The 18,020-nt window shown below is 68.2% G+C and carries 17 protein-coding genes and 1 pseudogene; 6 read left to right on the top strand and 12 right to left on the bottom strand.

The window, feature by feature from the left end; translation table 11 throughout:
* Positions 1 to 13 precede the first annotated feature (13 nt).
* The 3 genes from A5663_RS16865 to A5663_RS16855 are packed head-to-tail and all read left to right on the top strand — an operon-like array spanning position 14 to position 2,927.
* Positions 14 to 700 carry an SDR family oxidoreductase gene (locus tag A5663_RS16865; RefSeq protein WP_068151453.1) on the top strand — a complete coding sequence of 229 codons (687 nt, stop codon included), beginning with the start codon at positions 14 to 16 and terminating at the stop codon, positions 698 to 700.
* Positions 691 to 1,632 (top strand): glycosyltransferase family 9 protein, encoded by a 942-nt coding sequence (locus A5663_RS16860; RefSeq protein WP_068151488.1) that lies wholly within the window; start codon positions 691 to 693, stop codon positions 1,630 to 1,632. The genes A5663_RS16865 and A5663_RS16860 overlap by 10 nt, the downstream gene beginning before the upstream one ends.
* Positions 1,629 to 2,927, top strand: a complete 1,299-nt coding sequence (locus A5663_RS16855) for a UDP-glucose/GDP-mannose dehydrogenase family protein (protein ID WP_068151448.1) — start codon at positions 1,629 to 1,631, stop codon at positions 2,925 to 2,927. Before A5663_RS16860 ends, A5663_RS16855 begins: the two co-directional genes overlap by 4 nt.
* Here A5663_RS16855 and A5663_RS16850 read toward each other — a convergent pair.
* Positions 2,921 to 3,940, bottom strand: a complete 1,020-nt coding sequence (locus tag A5663_RS16850; protein WP_068151445.1) for a DNA topoisomerase IB — start codon at positions 3,938 to 3,940, stop codon at positions 2,921 to 2,923. The two genes, A5663_RS16855 and A5663_RS16850, sit on opposite strands and share 7 nt — an antisense overlap.
* A gap of 237 nt (positions 3,941 to 4,177) precedes the next feature.
* On the opposite strand from A5663_RS16850, the gene A5663_RS16845 reads away from it, so the two are divergent.
* Positions 4,178 to 4,621 carry an ATP-binding protein gene (locus tag A5663_RS16845; protein WP_068151442.1) on the top strand — a complete coding sequence of 148 codons (444 nt, stop codon included), beginning with the start codon at positions 4,178 to 4,180 and terminating at the stop codon, positions 4,619 to 4,621.
* A 62-nt stretch (positions 4,622 to 4,683) separates the two neighbouring features.
* On the top strand, positions 4,684 to 5,406 hold the full coding sequence (locus A5663_RS16840) for an RNA polymerase sigma factor SigF (RefSeq protein ID WP_369816652.1): 723 nt from the start codon (positions 4,684 to 4,686) through the stop codon (positions 5,404 to 5,406).
* On the opposite strand, the gene A5663_RS16835 is transcribed toward A5663_RS16840, so the two are convergent.
* Complete coding sequence (locus A5663_RS16835) at positions 5,377 to 5,796, bottom strand: STAS domain-containing protein (protein ID WP_068151483.1); 420 nt, start codon at positions 5,794 to 5,796, stop codon at positions 5,377 to 5,379. The two genes, A5663_RS16840 and A5663_RS16835, sit on opposite strands and share 30 nt — an antisense overlap.
* Positions 5,797 to 6,079: 283 nt before the next feature.
* Here A5663_RS16835 and A5663_RS16830 point away from each other — a divergent pair, with 283 nt between their 5' ends.
* A complete protein-coding gene (locus tag A5663_RS16830; RefSeq protein WP_068151434.1) occupies positions 6,080 to 6,619 on the top strand; it encodes an NTP transferase domain-containing protein in 540 nt (179 codons plus the stop codon).
* Here the strand turns inward: A5663_RS16830 and A5663_RS16825 are convergent.
* The 10 genes and pseudogenes from A5663_RS16825 to A5663_RS16780 all read right to left on the bottom strand — a co-directional run.
* A complete protein-coding gene (locus tag A5663_RS16825) occupies positions 6,609 to 6,920 on the bottom strand; it encodes a hypothetical protein (protein ID WP_068151432.1) in 312 nt (103 codons plus the stop codon). The genes A5663_RS16830 and A5663_RS16825 overlap by 11 nt on opposite strands.
* Before the next feature lie 16 nt (positions 6,921 to 6,936).
* Complete coding sequence (locus A5663_RS16820) at positions 6,937 to 8,736, bottom strand: acetyl/propionyl/methylcrotonyl-CoA carboxylase subunit alpha (RefSeq protein ID WP_068151428.1); 1,800 nt, start codon at positions 8,734 to 8,736, stop codon at positions 6,937 to 6,939.
* Between the two features lie 108 nt (positions 8,737 to 8,844).
* The gene (locus A5663_RS16815) at positions 8,845 to 9,879 is read right to left on the bottom strand and encodes a cellulase family glycosylhydrolase (protein ID WP_068151426.1); all 1,035 of its coding nucleotides are present in this window, start codon (positions 9,877 to 9,879) and stop codon (positions 8,845 to 8,847) included.
* Complete coding sequence (locus A5663_RS16810; protein ID WP_068151424.1) at positions 9,876 to 11,024, bottom strand: glycosyltransferase; 1,149 nt, start codon at positions 11,022 to 11,024, stop codon at positions 9,876 to 9,878. Before A5663_RS16810 ends, A5663_RS16815 begins: the two co-directional genes overlap by 4 nt.
* A gap of 30 nt (positions 11,025 to 11,054) precedes the next feature.
* Positions 11,055 to 11,690: a YveK family protein gene (locus tag A5663_RS16805; RefSeq protein WP_068151420.1), complete on the bottom strand. Its 636-nt coding sequence runs from the start codon at positions 11,688 to 11,690 to the stop codon at positions 11,055 to 11,057.
* A 62-nt stretch (positions 11,691 to 11,752) separates the two neighbouring features.
* Positions 11,753 to 12,535: a glycosyltransferase family 2 protein gene (locus tag A5663_RS16800; RefSeq protein ID WP_068151417.1), complete on the bottom strand. Its 783-nt coding sequence runs from the start codon at positions 12,533 to 12,535 to the stop codon at positions 11,753 to 11,755.
* Positions 12,532 to 14,775 carry a glycosyltransferase gene (locus A5663_RS16795; protein WP_068151414.1) on the bottom strand — a complete coding sequence of 748 codons (2,244 nt, stop codon included), beginning with the start codon at positions 14,773 to 14,775 and terminating at the stop codon, positions 12,532 to 12,534. The genes A5663_RS16800 and A5663_RS16795 overlap by 4 nt, the downstream gene beginning before the upstream one ends.
* A 5-nt stretch (positions 14,776 to 14,780) precedes the next feature.
* Positions 14,781 to 16,145 (bottom strand): O-antigen ligase, encoded by a 1,365-nt coding sequence (locus tag A5663_RS16790; protein WP_068151411.1) that lies wholly within the window; start codon positions 16,143 to 16,145, stop codon positions 14,781 to 14,783.
* Positions 16,138 to 17,532 (bottom strand): lipopolysaccharide biosynthesis protein, encoded by a 1,395-nt coding sequence (locus tag A5663_RS16785; protein ID WP_068151408.1) that lies wholly within the window; start codon positions 17,530 to 17,532, stop codon positions 16,138 to 16,140. Before A5663_RS16785 ends, A5663_RS16790 begins: the two co-directional genes overlap by 8 nt.
* A gap of 3 nt (positions 17,533 to 17,535) precedes the next feature.
* Positions 17,536 to 18,020 (bottom strand): annotated as a pseudogene (locus A5663_RS16780) (hypothetical protein); the annotation flags it as partial.

The raw sequence follows: 18,020 nt of genomic DNA, 5'->3' as shown, positions 1-18,020 counted from the left end.
AGGGAGACGACGCATGAAACTGGGCAATGTTCTGATCACCGGCGGTGCATCCGGGCTCGGTGCCGCCACCGTCGAAGCCGTTGCGCGGCACGGCGGTACACCGTTGGTCATCGACCGCAACGACCCGAAGCCCGGCGTCGCCTTCGCGCGGGCGGACCTGGCGGACACCGAGGCCGTCGACGCAGCCGTGCGCGCACTCGCCGAACAGGCCGGCGGTCAGATCCACGGCGTTTTCACCGCGGGAGGCACGGACGTCTGCGGCAAGCTCGACGACGTCGCGGTCAAGGACTGGGAACGGGTCATCCACGTCAACCTGCTCGGCACCGCCGCGGTGATCCGCTCGGCGCTGCCGTACCTCAAGAGCACCCATGGCCGGATCGTCACGTGCGCATCGACTCTGGGAATCAGGGCGGTCAGTGACGCCACCGCTTACTGTGCATCGAAGTTCGGCGTGGTGGGGTTCTCGCGCGCGCTCGCCACCGAGCTCGCCGGCGAAGTCGGTGTGACGACGCTGATCCCGGGCGGCATGCACACCGCGTTCTTCGACGCCCGCGACGAACAGTACAAACCGCCGCCGGACGCCAAACTCAACCAGCCCGAACATGTCGCGGAGACCGTGATCTTCGCGCTGACCCAACCGGCGGGTTGCGAGGTGCGCGAATTGGTGGTGTGCGCGTCGACGGAGTCGTCGTGGCCGTGAGCCAGGACGAAATCCTGGTTCTGCGCGCGCTGGGTCTCGGTGATCTGCTCACCGGCATCCCGGCGCTGCGTGGCTTGCGGCGGGCCCAACCCGAGGCGCACATCGTGCTGGCCACCCCCGCTCGATACGCGCGGTTGGCGATGCTCTCCGGCGCGATCGACGCGGTGGACCCGACGCCGGGCCTCGGCCGGTTGAACGAACCCGCCAAGCGTCCCGACTTGGCGGTGAACCTGCACGGAAGCGGCCCCGAGAGTATCGCCGACCTCCTCGCGCTGCGGCCCCGGGCGCTGATCAGCCACCGGCACCGCGCCTACCCGCACGTCGACGGTCCGCCATGGCGAGCGGAGCTGCACGAGGTGGACCGGTGGTGTGCGCTCCTCGAGTGGGCCGGAATCTCCTGTGATGCAGAGGATCTGGGGATCACCCGGCCCGCCGGCTGTCCGGAGTACTCGCGGGCGGTCGTCATCCACCCCGGTGCGGCGTTCGCGGCTCGGCGCTGGCCACCGGAGCGCTTCGCAGAAGTCGCCGCCGTCCTGCGGCGCCGGGGCCACGACGTGGTGATCACCGGCGACGACAGCGAAGTCGAGCTTGCGCGGTCGGTGGCCGCGGCTGCCGGGCTGCCCGAATCCAGCGTGCTCGCAGGAACTCTCGACCTGCTCGAACTGGTCGCGCTCATCAGCGACTGCGGTCTGTTGGTCTGCGGCGACACCGGCGTCGGCCACATCGCCACCGCGACCGGGACCCCGTCGGTGTTGCTGTTCGGGCCGACCCCGCCGAATCGATGGGGACCCAGGGGATCCGGCCCGCACATCGCGGTATGGGCCGGCGACAAAGGGGATCCCCACGCCGATCGACCGCACCGCGGGCTGCTGTTGATCACGGTCGCCAGGGTGCTCGACGCCACCGAGGCGCTGCTGAAGGACTGTGCATGAACACCCTTCGCGCCGGCGTGGTCGGCGCGGGCTACGTCGGGCTCACCACCGCGGTGTGCCTTGCCGAACGCGGCCACGGCACAGTGTGCGTCGACGTCGACGCAGACCGCGTCGAGCAGCTCCGCCGCGGCGTTGCGCTGCTGGACGAACCCGGGCTCAGCGAACTTCTGCATGAGGGCCTGGACGCCGAAACGCTCCAATTCACCGTCGACTACACGGATCTCGCCGGTTGCGACCTGGCGTTCGTGTGTGTGCCCACGCCGAGCGGGGCGGACGGTTCGGCGGACCTGTCGGCGGTCGACGACGCGGTCGATCACCTGTCAGCGGTGCTGCGAGCGGGATCGGTGGTGGTGCTCAAGTCGACGGTGCCCGTCGGCACCACCAGGCGCGTCGGCGAGCGGGTGCGCCGCGCCGGTATCCGGGCGGTGTCGAACCCGGAATTTCTGCGCGAGAGCCACGCCGTCTACGACTTCCGCAACCCGGACCGCATCGTGATCGGCAGCGAGGACGACACCGCCGCCGATCTGGTGTCGCGCGTCTACGGAAACCATGCGCAGACCTTGCGGATGAGTCCGGAGAGCGCCGAGCTGGCCAAGTATGCGAGCAATGCCTTCCTGGCCGTGAAGATCTCCTACGCGAACTCGCTGGCGCAGCTCTGCGCGCGGCTGGGCGCCGACATCGCCGACGTCATCCGCTGCATGGGAGCCGACGTGCGGATCGGCCCGCACTTCCTGCAGCCGGGCCCGGGGTGGGGCGGCTCGTGTCTGCCCAAGGACACCGCAGCCATCCTGCACACCGGCCGGCAGGCCGGCGTGCAGCTGCCGGAGATCGAGTCGGCCCGCTTGACCAACGCCGCACAGTCGGCGCGCATCACGTCGACGCTGGCCCGAACCGTTGGCTCTCCGCTCGGCCGGGCGCGGATCACCGCCTTCGGGCTCACGTTCAAGGCCGGTACCAGCGACCTGCGCGACTCGCCCGCGCTGACCATCTGCGCCGAACTGGGCCGGTCCGGTGCGCAGATCACCGGCTACGATCCGCGGCTGGCCGCGATGGACCATTCGCGGCTGCGGACCTCGTCGATCATCGCGGTCGACGACCCCTACCTCGCCGCCAAGGACGCCGACGCGATCGTCGTGCTGACCGAATGGCCGGAGTTCCGCGACCTCGACTGGGCGCTCATCGCCGAGCAGGCGCCCGGAGCCGTCGTCGTCGACACTCGCAACCTGCTCGACCCGACGCTGCTGACCGGTCTCGACGTCACCTACCTCGGCAACGGAATGCCGTCGGGCTACTGACCTTTGGCGACTTTACGGATGAGGCTGGCCGTGCTGCGGCCCAGCACCTCCTGACGCTCGGCGAGGGTCTTCGTCTTCGCTGCGCGCCGGGCGCCCGCGGCGATCGTGAGATTCGACTCGTAACCCTGCACCACTCGCGGGTCGACGTACGAAGCGCGGGCCACCGCGGGGGTGTTGCCCAGTTCTTCGGAGACCTCCTTCATCACCGCCGATTCGACCCGCTTGATCACGGTCTTGTTGACCGGCGGGTCGGCGTCGACGAATGCATACGCCGCCAGCACAGTGCCGTGCCAGGTCCGCATGTCCTTGACCGTGTACTCGTCGCCGACGAGTTGTTTGAACCGGGTGTTGAGGTCGTCTGCGTGGATGTCGATCCAACTGGAACCGTTGCGGCACACCAGCAGTCGCTCGGTGCGCTCCGGCCGGCGCAACAACGCCCGCACCGAGCGGAAGGCTTCGGGGTCGTCGATCGTCAGAGTCCGTCGCACCCCGCTCTTGGCGGGGAAGTCGAACTCGATCGCGCTGCGTTGCAGAGTCACGTGTTCGCAGAGCAGCGTGGCGATCCCGTACGAGTTGTTCTCCTCGGCGTACTGCTCGGACCCGGCGCGGAAGTAGCCGAGATCGAGCAGGTGCAGTGCGAGGGCCAGGACGCGGTCGCGGGTGAGGCCGCGGCCCCGCAGATCCGCGGCGATCTGCCGCCGCATCTCGGGCAGCGCGGCGGACATCTCCAGGACCCGGTCGAACTTCTCCTCGTTGCGCTCCTCCTGCCATTTCTGGTGATACAGGTACTGGCGCCTGCCCGCGGCGTCGGTGCCGACCGCCTGGATGTGCCCGTTCGGGTGGGGGCAGATCCAGACCTTCTTCCACGCCGGCGGGATCACCAGATCCTTGATGCGCTGCAAGGTCTGCTCGTCGGTGACCGGCGAACCGTCGGGATGGTGATAGGAGAACCCGCGTCCGCGGCGCACCCGGCGCATGCCGGGTCCGGTCACGACGCTACGACGAAGCTTCATGTTTGACATCCGAAGAGCGCGGGGTATTGGTGTCGGACCATGGAGAACCCTGGGTTGATCGCGCCGGCAGAACGCTGGTCCTCAGTGCGGTCGTTCGCTGTCGAGCCTGCTCCATGACCCGGGTATTACCCGCCTTGGCGTGCGGCACACGTCATCGGCTACGGGACAACCGGAGTACACGTGGTTAGCTGGGATTCGGCCTGGGGTAATCTCGCTTCGACATTGCCGGGAGGTCAGATGGCCGACGTTGCCAATACCAATGCCAACAAGAACAACGGGCACGGGCACGGTGGGCGGTCGGTGGAACTCCGGGTCGCTGCCGAGCTCGAGAACCTTGCTGTGCTGCGCACGCTTGTCGCCGCCGTGGCGACGTTCGAGGACTTGGACTTCGACGCCGTCGCCGACCTCAGGCTCGCGGTGGACGAGGCGTGTACCAGGCTGATCCGCTCAGCGGTACCCGAATCCGTCCTGCTGCTGGTGATCGATCCGCGTGACGACGCTGTCGTCATCGACGCCTCGACCACATGCAAGAACTCCGACATCCTGGCGCCGGGCAGCTTCAGCTGGCATGTGCTCAGCTCGCTGACCGACGAAGTCGACACGTTCCAGAATGGGCAGGGACCCGAGGACGCCCAGGTCTTCGGGATCTCCATGACGACGAGACGAGCGACACTGCAGTGACGCCGTCGACGTCACAGGGTTCGTCGTCGCGCTCGAACTCTGAGTACGCGGATGTCGCCGACATGTTCCGCGAATTGAAGGAAGTGCCGGCGGACTCGCCGAAGTTCCAGCGGCAGCGAGACCGCATCGTCGAGCGCTGCCTGCCGCTGGCCGACCACATCGCGCGGCGCTTCGACGGGCGTGGTGAGCCGCGCGAGGACCTCGTGCAGGTGGCCCGAGTGGGCCTGGTGAACGCGGTGATCCGCTTCGACGTCGAGGCGGGCTCGGACTTCGTCTCGTTCGCGGTGCCGACGATCATGGGCGAGGTGCGGCGGCACTTCCGCGACAACAGCTGGTCGGTCAAGGTGCCGCGGCGGCTCAAGGAGCTTCACCTGCGACTCGGTGCCGCGACCGCGGAGCTGTCGCAGCGGCTCGGCCGCGCCCCGACGGCCTCGGAGCTGGCCGCCGAGCTGGACATGGATCGCGACGAGGTGGTCGAGGGTCTGGTGGCAGGCAGCTCCTACAACACGCTGTCGATCGACAGCGGCGGCAGCGGTACCGAGGATGCTCCGGCGATCGCCGACACGCTGGGCGACGTCGACCTCGGTCTGGACCAGATCGAGAACCGGGAAGCGTTGCGGCCGTTGCTCGCTGCGCTGCCGGAGCGCGAGCGCACGGTGTTGCTGCTGCGGTTCTTCGAGTCCCTCACCCAGACGCAGATCGCCGAACGGGTCGGAATCTCACAGATGCACGTGTCGCGCCTGCTGGCGAAATCCCTAACGCGGCTGCGGGATCAGCTGCAGTAGCGCCCGGTTGCCGGCCACCGCCGACAGCCCTGCGTCGACGCTGTCGCAGACGGGCAACGCGGCATCCGGATCGCAGATGCGCAACAGCCGACTGACCATTGTGCTCGGCAGCATCGCCCAGTTGATGCTCTCGCCGGCCGCCCTCACGTTGAGGGCGTGCAGTGCCGAGAACCCCGCGGTGCCGAAGAAGTCGACACCGGACAGGTCGACCACGAGACGATCGAGCTGTGCGGCGTGGCGCAGCGCGTAGTCGACGAATTCCTGAGCGTTGGCGGCGTCGACCTCACCGGACACGACGATGACCGCGGTGTCCGATTGCAGCCAGCGCGTCGCGAAATGCGCGGTGCGGCAGTCGTGGGATTCGGCGATGGGTGGTTGAGAAATGGACATCTGTGACTCCATCAGTGAATGCGTCATTCGTACTGTGGTTCACGTCAAAATTTGGGGCCCTGCGTGTTCAAAGCCTTCGCAGCAGCGGCGGGAGTTCTGCCCTGCACGTCGATGACGTTTCCAAGTTGGCTGGGAACTCAACCTGCCCAGAACCCTACGCCGGTTCTCGGTTACGCACAATCGATGCGTCGCCCCCCTGCTTCGACAGTGCGTGTCTGTCGCGCGCCACGCCGCAAATCGCAGCACTTTGCGCACGCTCGCGAGGGGTCGCACACTGGTGCCCATGACGACGACGGCCGCCGGGGTGCTCCTGGCCGCGGGTGCGGGCACGCGCTTCGGAATGCCGAAAGTCCTTGCAGCGCAGGGGGAATGGTTGAAGAAGGGCGTCGACGCTCTGCGCTTCGGGGGCTGCGCCGAGGTGGTGGTGGTACTCGGCGCGGCGATCGTCGAGGTACCCGCGCCTGCGCGCGCGGTCATCGCGGAAGCCTGGGCGGACGGGCTGTCGGCATCCCTGCGGGCCGGCCTGTCGGCGGTGGACGCCGAGTACGCCGTGCTGCACACCGTCGACACCCCCGACGTCGGAGCGGACGTCGTGCGGCGTGTACTCGACGCGGGAGTCCAGTCGGCATCCGGCCTCGCACGGGCCCGTTACGCGCAGGCGCCCGGCCATCCGGTGGTGATCGCGCGCAGGCATTGGCACACGCTGCTGGGGCAGATCCGCGGCGACGAGGGCGCGCGGTCGTTTCTGGCCGACCGCGACGACGTCGTGGCGGTGGACTGCGCCGATCTGGCGACGGGCCGCGACATCGACGTCAGAGAGTAGCGGCGAAGCGGCGCACCACGTCGCCGGCGGCCTGCGCGGCTTCAGCGTGCCCGGGGCGCGCCCTTAATCCGATCGATCCGGTGGCAGGCGCCAGCGTCGCCTCGGCCAGCATCTCGCCGGTGGTGGGTTCACACACCGCCCACGTGTAGCGGATGTCCGACGCCCAGTCCGTGCGACAGCGGCTGACGTAGGTCGGGTCCGTCTCACCCATGTCGGCCAGGGCAGGCAGGTCGTCCATGAGCTCGTCGTCGCGTAGCGCGCGTAAGTACCAGGCGCCGGCATTGATCTCGACCGGCTCCATCAGCGCGCCGAAGCGACTACTTGATCTCAGCGAGGACGGTGCCCTGGGTGATCGCGGCACCGGGCTCGACGGCCAGGCCGGTGATGGTGCCGTCCTTGTGAGCGGTCACCGGGTTCTCCATCTTCATCGCCTCGAGCACGACGACCAGATCACCCGCGGAGACCTGCTGGCCCTCCTCGACGGCAACCTTGACCACGGTGCCCTGCATCGGCGCGGTGACGGCATCGCCGGATGCGGCCGCGCCGCCGTGTGAACCACGCTTGCGCGGCTTGGGCTTCTTGCGTACGACGTTGCCGCCCGCCGCGGGCGCTCCGCCGCCGCCGAGCGCCAGGTCACCGGGCAGCGACACCTCCAGACGCCGGCCGCCGACCTCCACGACCACGGTCTGGCGCGGAACGGTGTCCTCTTCTTCGATCGGGTCCCCGCCGGTGAACGGCTCGATGGTGTTGTTCCACTCGGTCTCGATCCAGCGAGTGTGCACCGTGAAGCCGTTGTCGTCACCGATGAACGCGGGATCGGACACCACGGCCCGGTGGAACGGGATGACCGTCGCCAGGCCTTCGACCGTGAACTCCGCGAGCGCCCGGCGGGACCGCTCCAGGGCCTCCTGGCGCGTCGCGCCGGTGACGATCAGCTTGGCCAGCATCGAGTCGAACTGACCGCCGATCACCGAACCGCTCTCCACGCCGGAGTCCAGCCGCACCCCGGGGCCCTCGGGCGCCTCGAACTTGGTCACCGGGCCGGGGGCGGGCAGGAAGCCGCGGCCCGCGTCCTCGCCGTTGATGCGGAACTCGATGGAGTGGCCGCGCGGCGTCGGGTCCTCGGTGATGTCGAGGGGCTCGCCGTTGGCGATGCGGAACTGCTGGCGCACCAGGTCCAGGCCCGAGGTCTCCTCGGTGACCGGATGCTCGACCTGCAGTCGGGTGTTCACCTCGAGGAACGAGATCAGGCCGTCCTGGCCGACCAGGTACTCGACGGTGCCGGCACCGTAGTAGTGGGACTCCTTGCAGATGCGCTTGGCCGACTCGTGGATCTCCTTGCGCTGGGCGTCGGTCAAGAACGGCGCGGGCGCCTCCTCGACCAGCTTCTGGAAGCGCCGCTGCAGCGAGCAGTCGCGGGTGCCGGCGACGACGACGTTGCCGTGCTGGTCGGCGATCACCTGCGCCTCGACGTGACGCGGCTTGTCCAGGTACCGCTCGACGAAGCACTCACCCCGGCCGAACGCCGCGACGGCCTCGCGGACCGCCGACTCGTACAGTTCGGGAATCTCTTCGAGGGTGCGGGCCACCTTCATGCCGCGGCCGCCGCCGCCGAAGGCCGCCTTGATCGCGACGGGCACGCCGTACTCCTTGGCGAACGCCACCACCTCGTCGGCGTCCTTGACCGGGTCCGGTGTCCCCGGAACCAGCGGCGCCTTGGCCCGCGCGGCGATGTGGCGCGCGGTGACCTTGTCGCCGAGGTCGCGGATGGACTGCGGGCTGGGCCCGATCCAGATCAAGCCTGCGTCGATGACCGCCTGGGCGAAGTCGGCGTTCTCGGAGAGAAACCCGTAGCCCGGGTGCACGGCGTTGGCGCCGGACTTCTCGGCGACGTCGAGCAGCTTCTCGAACACCAGATAGGACTCCGCCGACGTCTGCCCGCCGAGGGCGAACGCCTCGTCGGCAAGCCGCACGTGGGGCGCGTCGGCGTCAGGTTCGGCGTACACGGCCACGCTCTGCAGCCCGGCGTCCTTGCAGGCCCGGATCACCCGGACCGCGATCTCCCCGCGGTTGGCGACCAGCACCTTGGAGATCTTCGAGCTGGCGTGACTGGGCACTGCGCCTCCTGGTGGCATGTCTAAGAAACGTCTTTAGGAATGTAACCCGGGAAAGTTTAAGCCGCGTAGCCGAGGTGCCGGCGAGCCGGTACCCGTTAGCCGGCCTTGCTAGTCGAGCAGTGCTTCGCCGGACAGCTTCGGGCGCAGATCTCTGTGCAGGACGCCGAAGTTCTGGTGCAGATCGCCGCGGTCGTCGCCGCCGTCGCGCAACTCGAAATAGAAGAGCGGTCCGGCCCAGCTCCAGCCCTGCACCTGCTCGCGCGCCTGGACGATCGCTTCGGCCTGAGCGTCCTCGGAGACCGCCGCCGGGCCCGTTCCCGTCGGAGCGCCGAACTCGGTGATCCAGATCTTCTTGTCGCCGTCGCCGTGGCGGCTCATGAGGTCGTGGACTTCCGGCAGTCCCCTGAACCCGCCGATCTCCTGGTTGGGCTGCATCGGCAGGAACGGAAAGCTGTACGGGTGGACGGCGACCGCGTCCGCCTGTTGCGCCGTCCCGTTGCCGTAGAGCCGCTCGAGATAGGTGGTCTGCGAAACGAGGCTGCCGTCGGGCGCGTCGCCGCCTCTGGTGAGTCCGCCGGTCAGCAGCGTGGCGTCCGGATCCACCTTGCGCACGGCTGCCGCAGCGGCGCCGAAAAGCTCGCCGTACCGGTCGGCGTCCGGTTTCGGTTCCCAGAACTCCCTGGCGTTGGGTTCGTTCCAGATCTCCCAATGTCGAACGCCGCGACGCGCGTAACGCTCGGCGGCCGCTGCGGCGAACGCTGCGAACTGCGCGGCGTCCGCCGGCGGAGCATGGCTCGTGGTGTTCGGCTCCCGTGCCCAGGCCGGCGTGTAGGTGAGCAACGCCAGCACCTTCATCCCTCGTGCCGACGCCTCTTTGACGATCAGATCGGGATAGCCCCAGTCGAACTGACCGCGATTCTGCTCGATCCAGGACCAGTCGAAGTCCGTGCGGACCCACTTCACTTTCATCTGGGCCATCAGGTCGAACTGCCGAGCGACAGTCGCCGGGTCTGTGCCGCCCATGCGCACCGACATGCCGATGTCAGCCGTGCCGACCGCCCGGACCGGCGACGCGCAGGACAGCGGCAGCAGACTGAACAGGAGCAACAGCAGCAGGCCCCATCCGCGGATTCGGTGCGTCATCGAGCGCCTCCAGTGCGATGTCCGGCCGTCATCAGCCGAGAAACCACCTCGACGATGTCAGTCTCCGTGGTCGAATTCGGTTCGGCGACATAGCTGTCCAGTCGCCGGTCGAGCGCTTCCCGCAACGCTCGAGGGTCGCCCGCTGCGAACGTCGCGTGCCGCGCCCCGGACGCGCGAGCTGCTTCGAGGAGCCCGGGGCGCTCCGAGATCAGCACGGGCACACCCGCGCGCGCCGCCTCGACGACGACGAGGCCGAACGGCTCGAGCCACACAGAGGGGACGACGAGCACGTCGATCTCGTCGAAAAGCGATCCGGGGTTCATCCACCCGCGCCACTCGACTTGACCGGCCGCCAGAGCCTCCAGCGAAGCGACGGAGGACGGTTCGCCTTCACCGGCGACGATCAACCGCTTGCCGCTTCCACTGATCGCGGCGACCAGTAGGTCGATGCCTTTGGCTTCGCTCAGCCGTCCGAGGTAGCCCACAGTGGTGGGGACACCGTCGAGCGTCGGTCTGGGGGAGCAATGCGGATCTTGAGCCGCCGCGGTCGGGTGGACGACGACCGCATCATCGATATCCCCCATCTTGCGCACCCGGTGTTCGTCGAGAACCGCCGCGGACACCCCCACCATCTGGCCGCCCGGCCACCGCCGCCGGGTGGCCCGCAGACGCGGTCGGCACGGCGCGCACACACCTTCACAGACACCGCCGTTCCACAGCGTCGTCGCGTTGCACAGCAACCCGTAGTCGTGAACGACGTGCAGCAGGGGGATCTCCAGCTCTTTGGCGACGACCCACGGCGCGTAGCCCCAGCCGCGCAGGTTGTGGGTGATGACCACGTCTGGGCGAAGCCGCTTCATCAGCTCGTAGACCGGCCTGCGGGCCGCGAGGGTGAACGTGTCGACCGAGTGGAACAGCGTGCGCTGTGCAACGCCGCGGCGTCGACCGTCGAACGGCCAGTAGATGTTGTTGATCGGTGAGCCCGGCTCGCCGGGATGCCTCCTGGGTTTGAGGCCCTGGTTGTGGACGCGGAAACCCGCCCGCTCGAGCGCCTCGGCGAAATGACCGACCACACGTTCGGCCCCGCCGAACCGGGCCGGGGGCGCCAGCGAGGCGATCTGCAGGACGACGCCGGCTTCGCTCATCAGCTGGTCCTCATGCCGTACGGCAGAGGTTCACGTGTCCGAGGTGACACGGGCTGCCGCCCATCGGGTTGCGCGGCGCGATCGGATTCTCGCGGCCGCCACCGCGATGAACGAGCCCAGAATGAGGCCGGCGGCGGCTCCCACAGCGGTGTTCACCGCGATGTTGCGGTTTCCGGGCGCCGTCGGCACGAGGGCCGGGCCGACGGCGGTGACGGTGACGTTGCCGTGCTCCAGGTTCTCGACGGTCTTGGCCAGTTGCGCGAGCGTGGCATCGGCGATTCGCGCCGCGAGAACAGGATCGTCGTATTCCACTTTCACTTCCAACAACGCGTTGTTGACGATGTTCTCGGACACCACGTGCTCGCGCAGCGCCGCCGCGGTCAGCGGGAGCCTGAACTGCTCGACGACCGGTTCGAGGACGGGAGTGGTCACTCCGAGCTGTGAATAGCTCGTCATCCGCGTCACGATATATTGCGAACCGTTGGTCAGCGAGTACGTCGGTCTGCTCTGGGCGTTGCCGACTGACACCAGACCCTGTGTGGTGGCGGTGTAGGTCGGGGTGGTCAACGCGGTGAGGACGGATGCGAGGCCGGCCAGGATCGCGCTGAGAATCGCCACGATCAGCCATCCGCTTCTGATCGCCCGCAGGGCGGCAACGACTTCCATGGTCTGCTCCTAGCTGCTGCTCGGCGATCGGCGTGGTCTGTGTCGGATTGAGTGCGCGCGGGTCATCTGCGTCCCACTCCCGCGCGCAGCAGGAATCCGAGCTGCCGCAGTAGTCCGTAGCTGTAGGCGATGAGGATGTCCAGCGTCCGCCAGCGGGCGATCGGAGTCTCCAACTGCCGCAGAATCCGGTGTCGGTCTTTGTTGTTCGCCCACCACGACCGGTTGGCGCTGATCCCGGTGCAGTCGAAGTCGCAGAGGAAGTCCGCGAGCGTCATCGGCGTAGAACTAGTCGCGGCACGCAGCATGAACAGCTGGTCGGCGGCGATGCCGACCTCGGTGTCGTAGGCGCCGAGCCGCCAGAAGAAGTCCCGCCGGAAGACGCTGGCCTGATGCGGCAGCGGGCGCTGCAATATCGCGAAGTTGAACATGTTGAACGGCACGAATCCGAGGGTGGTGCGCAAGCTCTTGTCCGCGTTGACGACCCGGGCCAATCCGTACAGCCAGTCTGGAAGGCCTTCTGGCCGGGTCTGAATCGCCGACGCCACCCGGGCGAGCACGTCGTCGTCGCCGAACAGGTCGCCGGAATGCAGGAACCACAGGTACTCGCCGCTCGACATCCGGGCGCCTTTGTTCATCGCGTCGTAGCGGCCGCCGTCGGGCTCGCTCACCCACGCTCCGTCGAAGTTGGCGGCTGTCCATTCGGCAGAGCCGTCGGTCGAACCGCCGTCGACCACAATGTGTTCGAAGTCGCGGAACGATTGGGATCTCACCGACTCGACCGTCTCGCGAAGACCGTCGAGATTCTGGTAGTTGATGGTCACGATGCTGAACATCGGGGTGTTCACGGGCTCACCTTCTTACTCGGGGCGTGCTGCCGGCCGTTCCGGTGCAGGCGGTCAGATTTCGTGCGCAGCGCAGCGCCCGAGCGGATCAGGATCCGACGGTAGGCGGCTGCCAGCACCAGATCCGGGCTGTCCCTGCGCAATTCAGCGAGGAGCTCGAACTGTTCTCGGACACGTCGGCTGCGCGCCGGTTCCTGCTGGAGCTCGCGGATCATCCGCACTGCGGAGGCGGCATCGTCGAACTGCCACTCCAGCGGCAGCATCGACCGGTACGCGGTGATGCGACGAACGACGACCGGCAACCCGGCCTCTATGGCTTCGAACACCACGAGCGGCGCCGCGGCCTCCCAGCCGGCGGTGTGCAGGTATACGTCCTGACCGGCGAGCACCTTCGGCACCTCGCGGGCCGGCAACCAGCCTGTGACACAGACATTCTGGGCCTGCAGCGCGGTGCGCGTCGACGCATCGCCGTCGCCGACCCACGTCGCCTCGATGTCCCCGGTCTCGCGAAGCGCCGAGACGATCTCGCTGAACAGGTCGGGATCCTTCTGCGCGGTCAACCGCCCCACCGTCACGATTCGCGTCCGCTCGCCCGTTGCCGACGCCTGAGGAGCCTGAGGAACCGTCCGCTCAGCCGGGAACTGCGCCGGGGTGAACAGGTTGATGAGGGTGACCACATCTGCGCGGGAGCCGAGGTTTCTGGCGAGTTCGGCCTCGTGCGGACTCACGCAGACGAAGCCGGCTGTGCGGCGCGCGAGAAGAAACTCTGCGCAGCGGTAGAACCACCGTCGCGGTGCGGAGATATCGCTCATCTCGAACGCGAAGCAGTGCGGGCTGTAGACGACAGCGGCTTTCCGGCGCAGGCCGGGCCGAAGGCGCCCCACTCCGCCCGCCAGCGAGGAATGAAAGTGCACGACGTCGGGACGCAGTTCGTCCACGGTCGATCCGATCGCCCGCCACAAACTCATCAGACCGTGCGGGACCATCCGCGTCTGGGCGAACGGGGATGAACCGTCCAATTCCTCGAACAGCCCGATCCCACGGTCCTGCGCGAGCAGCGACGACTCGACTTCCTGCGCCCCAACGGCATTCGCGTAGCCCAGGACCGCGGCGCGGATTCCGCCGGCGAAAGTCTCGGTGACGTGAAGCACGCGCAGCGGAGAGGCAGTCGCTCCCAGCAGCTCGGCCCAGTCACCGAATATCGTGTGCGCCGTCCGTTCCCAACTGAAACGTTCGGCGTTCGAGCGCGCAAGGGTCCCGAGTTCGCTCCGGAACTCCGGATCGCCCACGATCCGCTGGACCGACCGGACGCACTGGTCCATGTCGTCGGGATCGAAACCGAGCCCGCCGCGGCCGGCGACTTCGGTGATCGCCGACCCGGTGGCGTAAACCGTTGGGCAGCCGAGTCTGCCTGCCTCGATGACCGGAATGCAGAATCCCTCGTACCGCGACGGCGCGACGAGCACGGCGGCCGCGGCGTAGAGGTGCTGCAGTTCCGCGTCGTCGATCCGGCCGAGCAGGTGCACGTTGTCCCGGCTGTCGAGTGCGACGCTGCGGAACACGTGCTGTACGTGCTCGGCGCCGCCGACGACCGCCACGGGCACCCCCGCCGCCGCCAGCGCGCTGACCGCTGGTCCGACGTTCTTGTGCGGCGCCAGGTTGCCCACGATCAGGGCGAACGTGCCACGGTCGAAAGGCAGTGGCCTACTGGAACTCTCGGGGGTCTCGGGGCGGATGTGGTCGGCCCCGCACGGAGCCAGTTCGAATCGGTGCGGCGGCACCTTGAGCACACCGGCCAATTGCTCGCGGCTGAAGGACGAAACGGTCAGGACGCGCTTTGCGGTGCGCGACAGCAGCCCGTACATGAACCGGTACCACAGCACGAAAGCCAGACGGAAGGTGCTCGGAAAGCGAAACGGCGTCGCGTCGTGCATCACCAGGGTCTGGTTGCGCTTGAGCACGGGCGCCGGTCCGGCCAGTGAGAACAGATGGCTGCCGCGGGTAAGCCAGATCAGCGCGATCTGCTCGAAGAGCAGGCCGCGGAAGCGTGAGCGGACGGTGTGGAACTTCGCTGCCCACGGCGGCTCCACCGCATCTCTGGGCAAGACGAGGGTGATGGCCGACGCCAGCGGCGTCGCGCTGATCACGCGCATCACCTCGGTCGCGTAACGGTGTGTGCCGGAGGCCGATTGGGCCAGCCACTTGCCGTTGACGCACAACGTCGTCGAATTGGCTCGGTGCATGTCTTCTAGTGCTCCAACACTTTCGGCGCCTCAGCTCGATCGAGCCCGCGAGCAGGTGGTTCAGGCGTTGCGGGTACGCGCGTCAACGGGTAGGACAGCAGCGCTGCGACCACGGCCCAGGCCATCCAGTCGGTGGTGTCGAGCGTCCACGGCCGCTCGGTCGCCGCCAGCATGAAGACCGGCACGAGAACGCAGCCGACGACGAGGGCATACGTTTGTCGCGCTTGCCAGAGCAGGACCACCAGCATCGAAACGAACACCGCGAAGCCGATGAGCCCGGTGGAGAACAGCACCTGCAGCCATTGGTTGTGCACGGAGTAGACCGAGGTGAATCCGATGAGACCGGCGTCGCGGAAATGCTGCCACCCTTCCACGCCGGCTCCGTACATCAGCGGGCCCGGCTCTGAGATCGCCCCGCGAGCCAGCGACCACAGGTACGCCCGACCGTGGAAGGAGGCGGGGTTGTGGATGACGAAGGGAAGCGTCAAGCCGACGACTGCGGCGCCGGCGAGCCCGAGGTAGAGCAGTGCTCTTCGTATCGGCGCCGGCCTGGGCCGCCTGATGTTCGGGCGCACCACGATCAGGACGACGAAGGTGACGAGGCCCGCCATCGTGCCCGACCGGCTTCCCGTGACGAGGATGATGGCGAGCAGGAATCCGCTCAGCGCGAAGCCTTCCCAGGAATCGAAAGCCAGGTATACGAAAGGCATTGCGAGCGCGAGCGCAAGCGCCAGGGCGTTCTCGTTCAGCATGACGCCCTGGAACCGGAAGCCCAGAATTCCGCACTTCTCGCCTCCGCCCACGCAGGGCAGGACGCTGAAATCGCGGTGCGAGATCATCGTCAGCCCGCTCGCGATCGCGATGATGACGCAGCACGTACCGACGCCGATGTGGATGCCGAGCCCGCGCGGCGCCACCGTGCTCAGCAGCAGCATCGCCATGAAGACCAGCGACACCGGCCGAAACGGGTTGTCGCCGTTCAGGAGAGCGGATGCGAACGACATCAGCGCGACGACGAGGTACAGCACCGCGGGGATGTTCAGCATCGTGTCCGGCCGCCTCACCCGGACGACGAACACAGTCAGGCAGAAGATGCCCAGCAGGACGTTGAGTGCCTCCCACGCGACGCGCGCCCATTCGGGGTTGAGCCACTGCAGGTCGAAGAACGCGTCCGTCACCGGCTGCCAGTCACCCAGGTAGGTCACGACGATCTGCAGGAAGCTGATCGTGGGAATCACCACCACCGCAGCCAGCGTGGCCGTGCCCGTCCATTCGCCGCGCCTGATCACCTTGATGAACGCGCTCAGGAAGACCAGCAGCGCGACGAAGGACATCGCCGCGATCGCCAGGCTGCTCAACGCGCTAGCCATCCGCGCGCCCCTTGCTCGCGGATCGGTGGTCCGTCACTCGGTGGGCGAGGATTGCGCCCGGCACCAGCTGGCACACCGCCACGGTCAAGACGGAAGCCCACACGGGTCCCGCCGGGCCAAGAATCGGGGCCAGCACCCAGGAGGCCGGGATGTTGGTGACGACGAGCGCGATCACGCACACCGCTTGGAACTTGAGGTGGCGCGGCGAGATCAGCACCATGCCCGACGTGGCGTGCAGCGACTGCACGACGAGCAGGGCGGCGAACGCGAACAGCAGCGACCACTCCGGGCTCGCGGTCCCTGCGCTCATCCACGAAATCACGTACGGCGACAACAGGACGAACCCGACGGCGCCCACCGAACCGGCCGCGCCCAGGATGCCCACCCCGGTCAACCAGCTCCGCCGGGCCGCCCCGTCCGTCAGGTTGTCGGCCGCGAACGACGGCCAAAGTGCAAGCGCGGCAAGCGACATGACCGAGAAAAGGGGCGCGTAGAGCTGGGCTGCGTACGAGTAGTCGGCCAGGCTGACGGCATCGGTCTGATGCGAGATGATGATGCGATCCGATTGCAGCGCCAGAGGCAGACCGATCATCACGACGAACCAGGGCGCGGCCGTCGCGGATATGGGCAGTCCGGGAAAGCGGCGGGGCCGCAAGACTTCCGACATGATGCCCGTGACGAGCTTCCTGTCGGTCCTGGCCACCTGCACGGTGCAGCAGATCGCGCTGAGCAGCGCGCCGATCGGCAAGGTCAGCGCGTAGCTGAGCGCGGGTGCGTCCAGCACGTACAGCGCCCCGGTGAGTACCAGGGCGAAGGGGGCGGAGAGCCCGGTCAAGACGATCGCCTGGTGCATGCGGCCGCTCCCGCGGAGCACGTGCTGGGCGAGCGAGAACGGCAGGGCGAGGCCGAACGTCACGAGCGTGAGTACGGCCGCGACGTTCAGGCCGGTCGACAGGTTGGGGTTGCTGACCCCGAGCAGGGCCGGCCACGCGCCGAACAGTCCGATCAGGCACGCGACGAGCGCGAGCAGAGCGGCGGACCACAGGGTGGTGCGGATCGCGGTCAGGTTCGTCCGCCGGAACTTCTCCACTTCGCTCGGGGCGTTCTGCACCTGAGCGCGCGCCGTGGCGATCGCGGCTCCCGCCCCGAGGTCGGCGAACATCAGCAGCTGGCTGAGCGTGGCGATGAGCATGACGACGCCGAACAGGTCGACGCCGTCTGCGGTGGTGACCAGCCTGGCGATGAGGATGCTCGACAGGCCACCGATCGGCAGCATGAGCAGGCGCGCGCCGCCCGAAGCGAGCAGCAGCCGTCCGGTCGACGGCGGTCGACGGTGGTCGCCGCCGGAATCAGTGCCGGCGGGAAGTCCGGTGGAGGGCGTGCCCAACGCTCAGCCTCGCGCTTCGCCGGCGTCAGGGTCGAGATCAGGGCCGTCAAACCACCTGTGTCCCAACAGATCTGTGTCCAGAACGTCGGTTTCCGAAGGCTCAGGCGGCTCGGGTCCCGAGGGCGGCTCCTGCTCGCCGGTGCTTCGAGGTCGTGCGAGCCAGAACAGCCCGTATCCGACGATCAGGCCCGCCACCAGTCCGATCAGCGGTCGCACCCAGGAGCTCTTTCCGGACGCGTCGGGTGGCACGATCGCCGGCTGCACGAGCACCAGCTGCACCGGGGAGCCTGCGGTCGCGCCGTTGGGTGGCGCCGGAGGCACGCTGGTTCCCGGGGCGACGGGCGGCGGCGCGGGTTCCGGTGTGGCGGTCGACTGCTCGCCGGGTGGTGCCTGCACCGGCGGCGGCGGAGCTGCCTCGCTCGGCGCCGGCGGCACCGCGGGGGCACCGGCCTCTGCTGGTGGTGCGGCGGGGGGGGGGGGGGCCGGCG

The organism is Mycobacterium sp. E740, assembly GCF_001672895.1.
Taxonomy (GTDB): Bacteria; Actinomycetota; Actinomycetes; order Mycobacteriales; family Mycobacteriaceae; genus Mycobacterium.
Note: the sequence above shows the minus strand (reverse complement) of the source record. Positions and strands in the feature narration are given on the sequence as shown.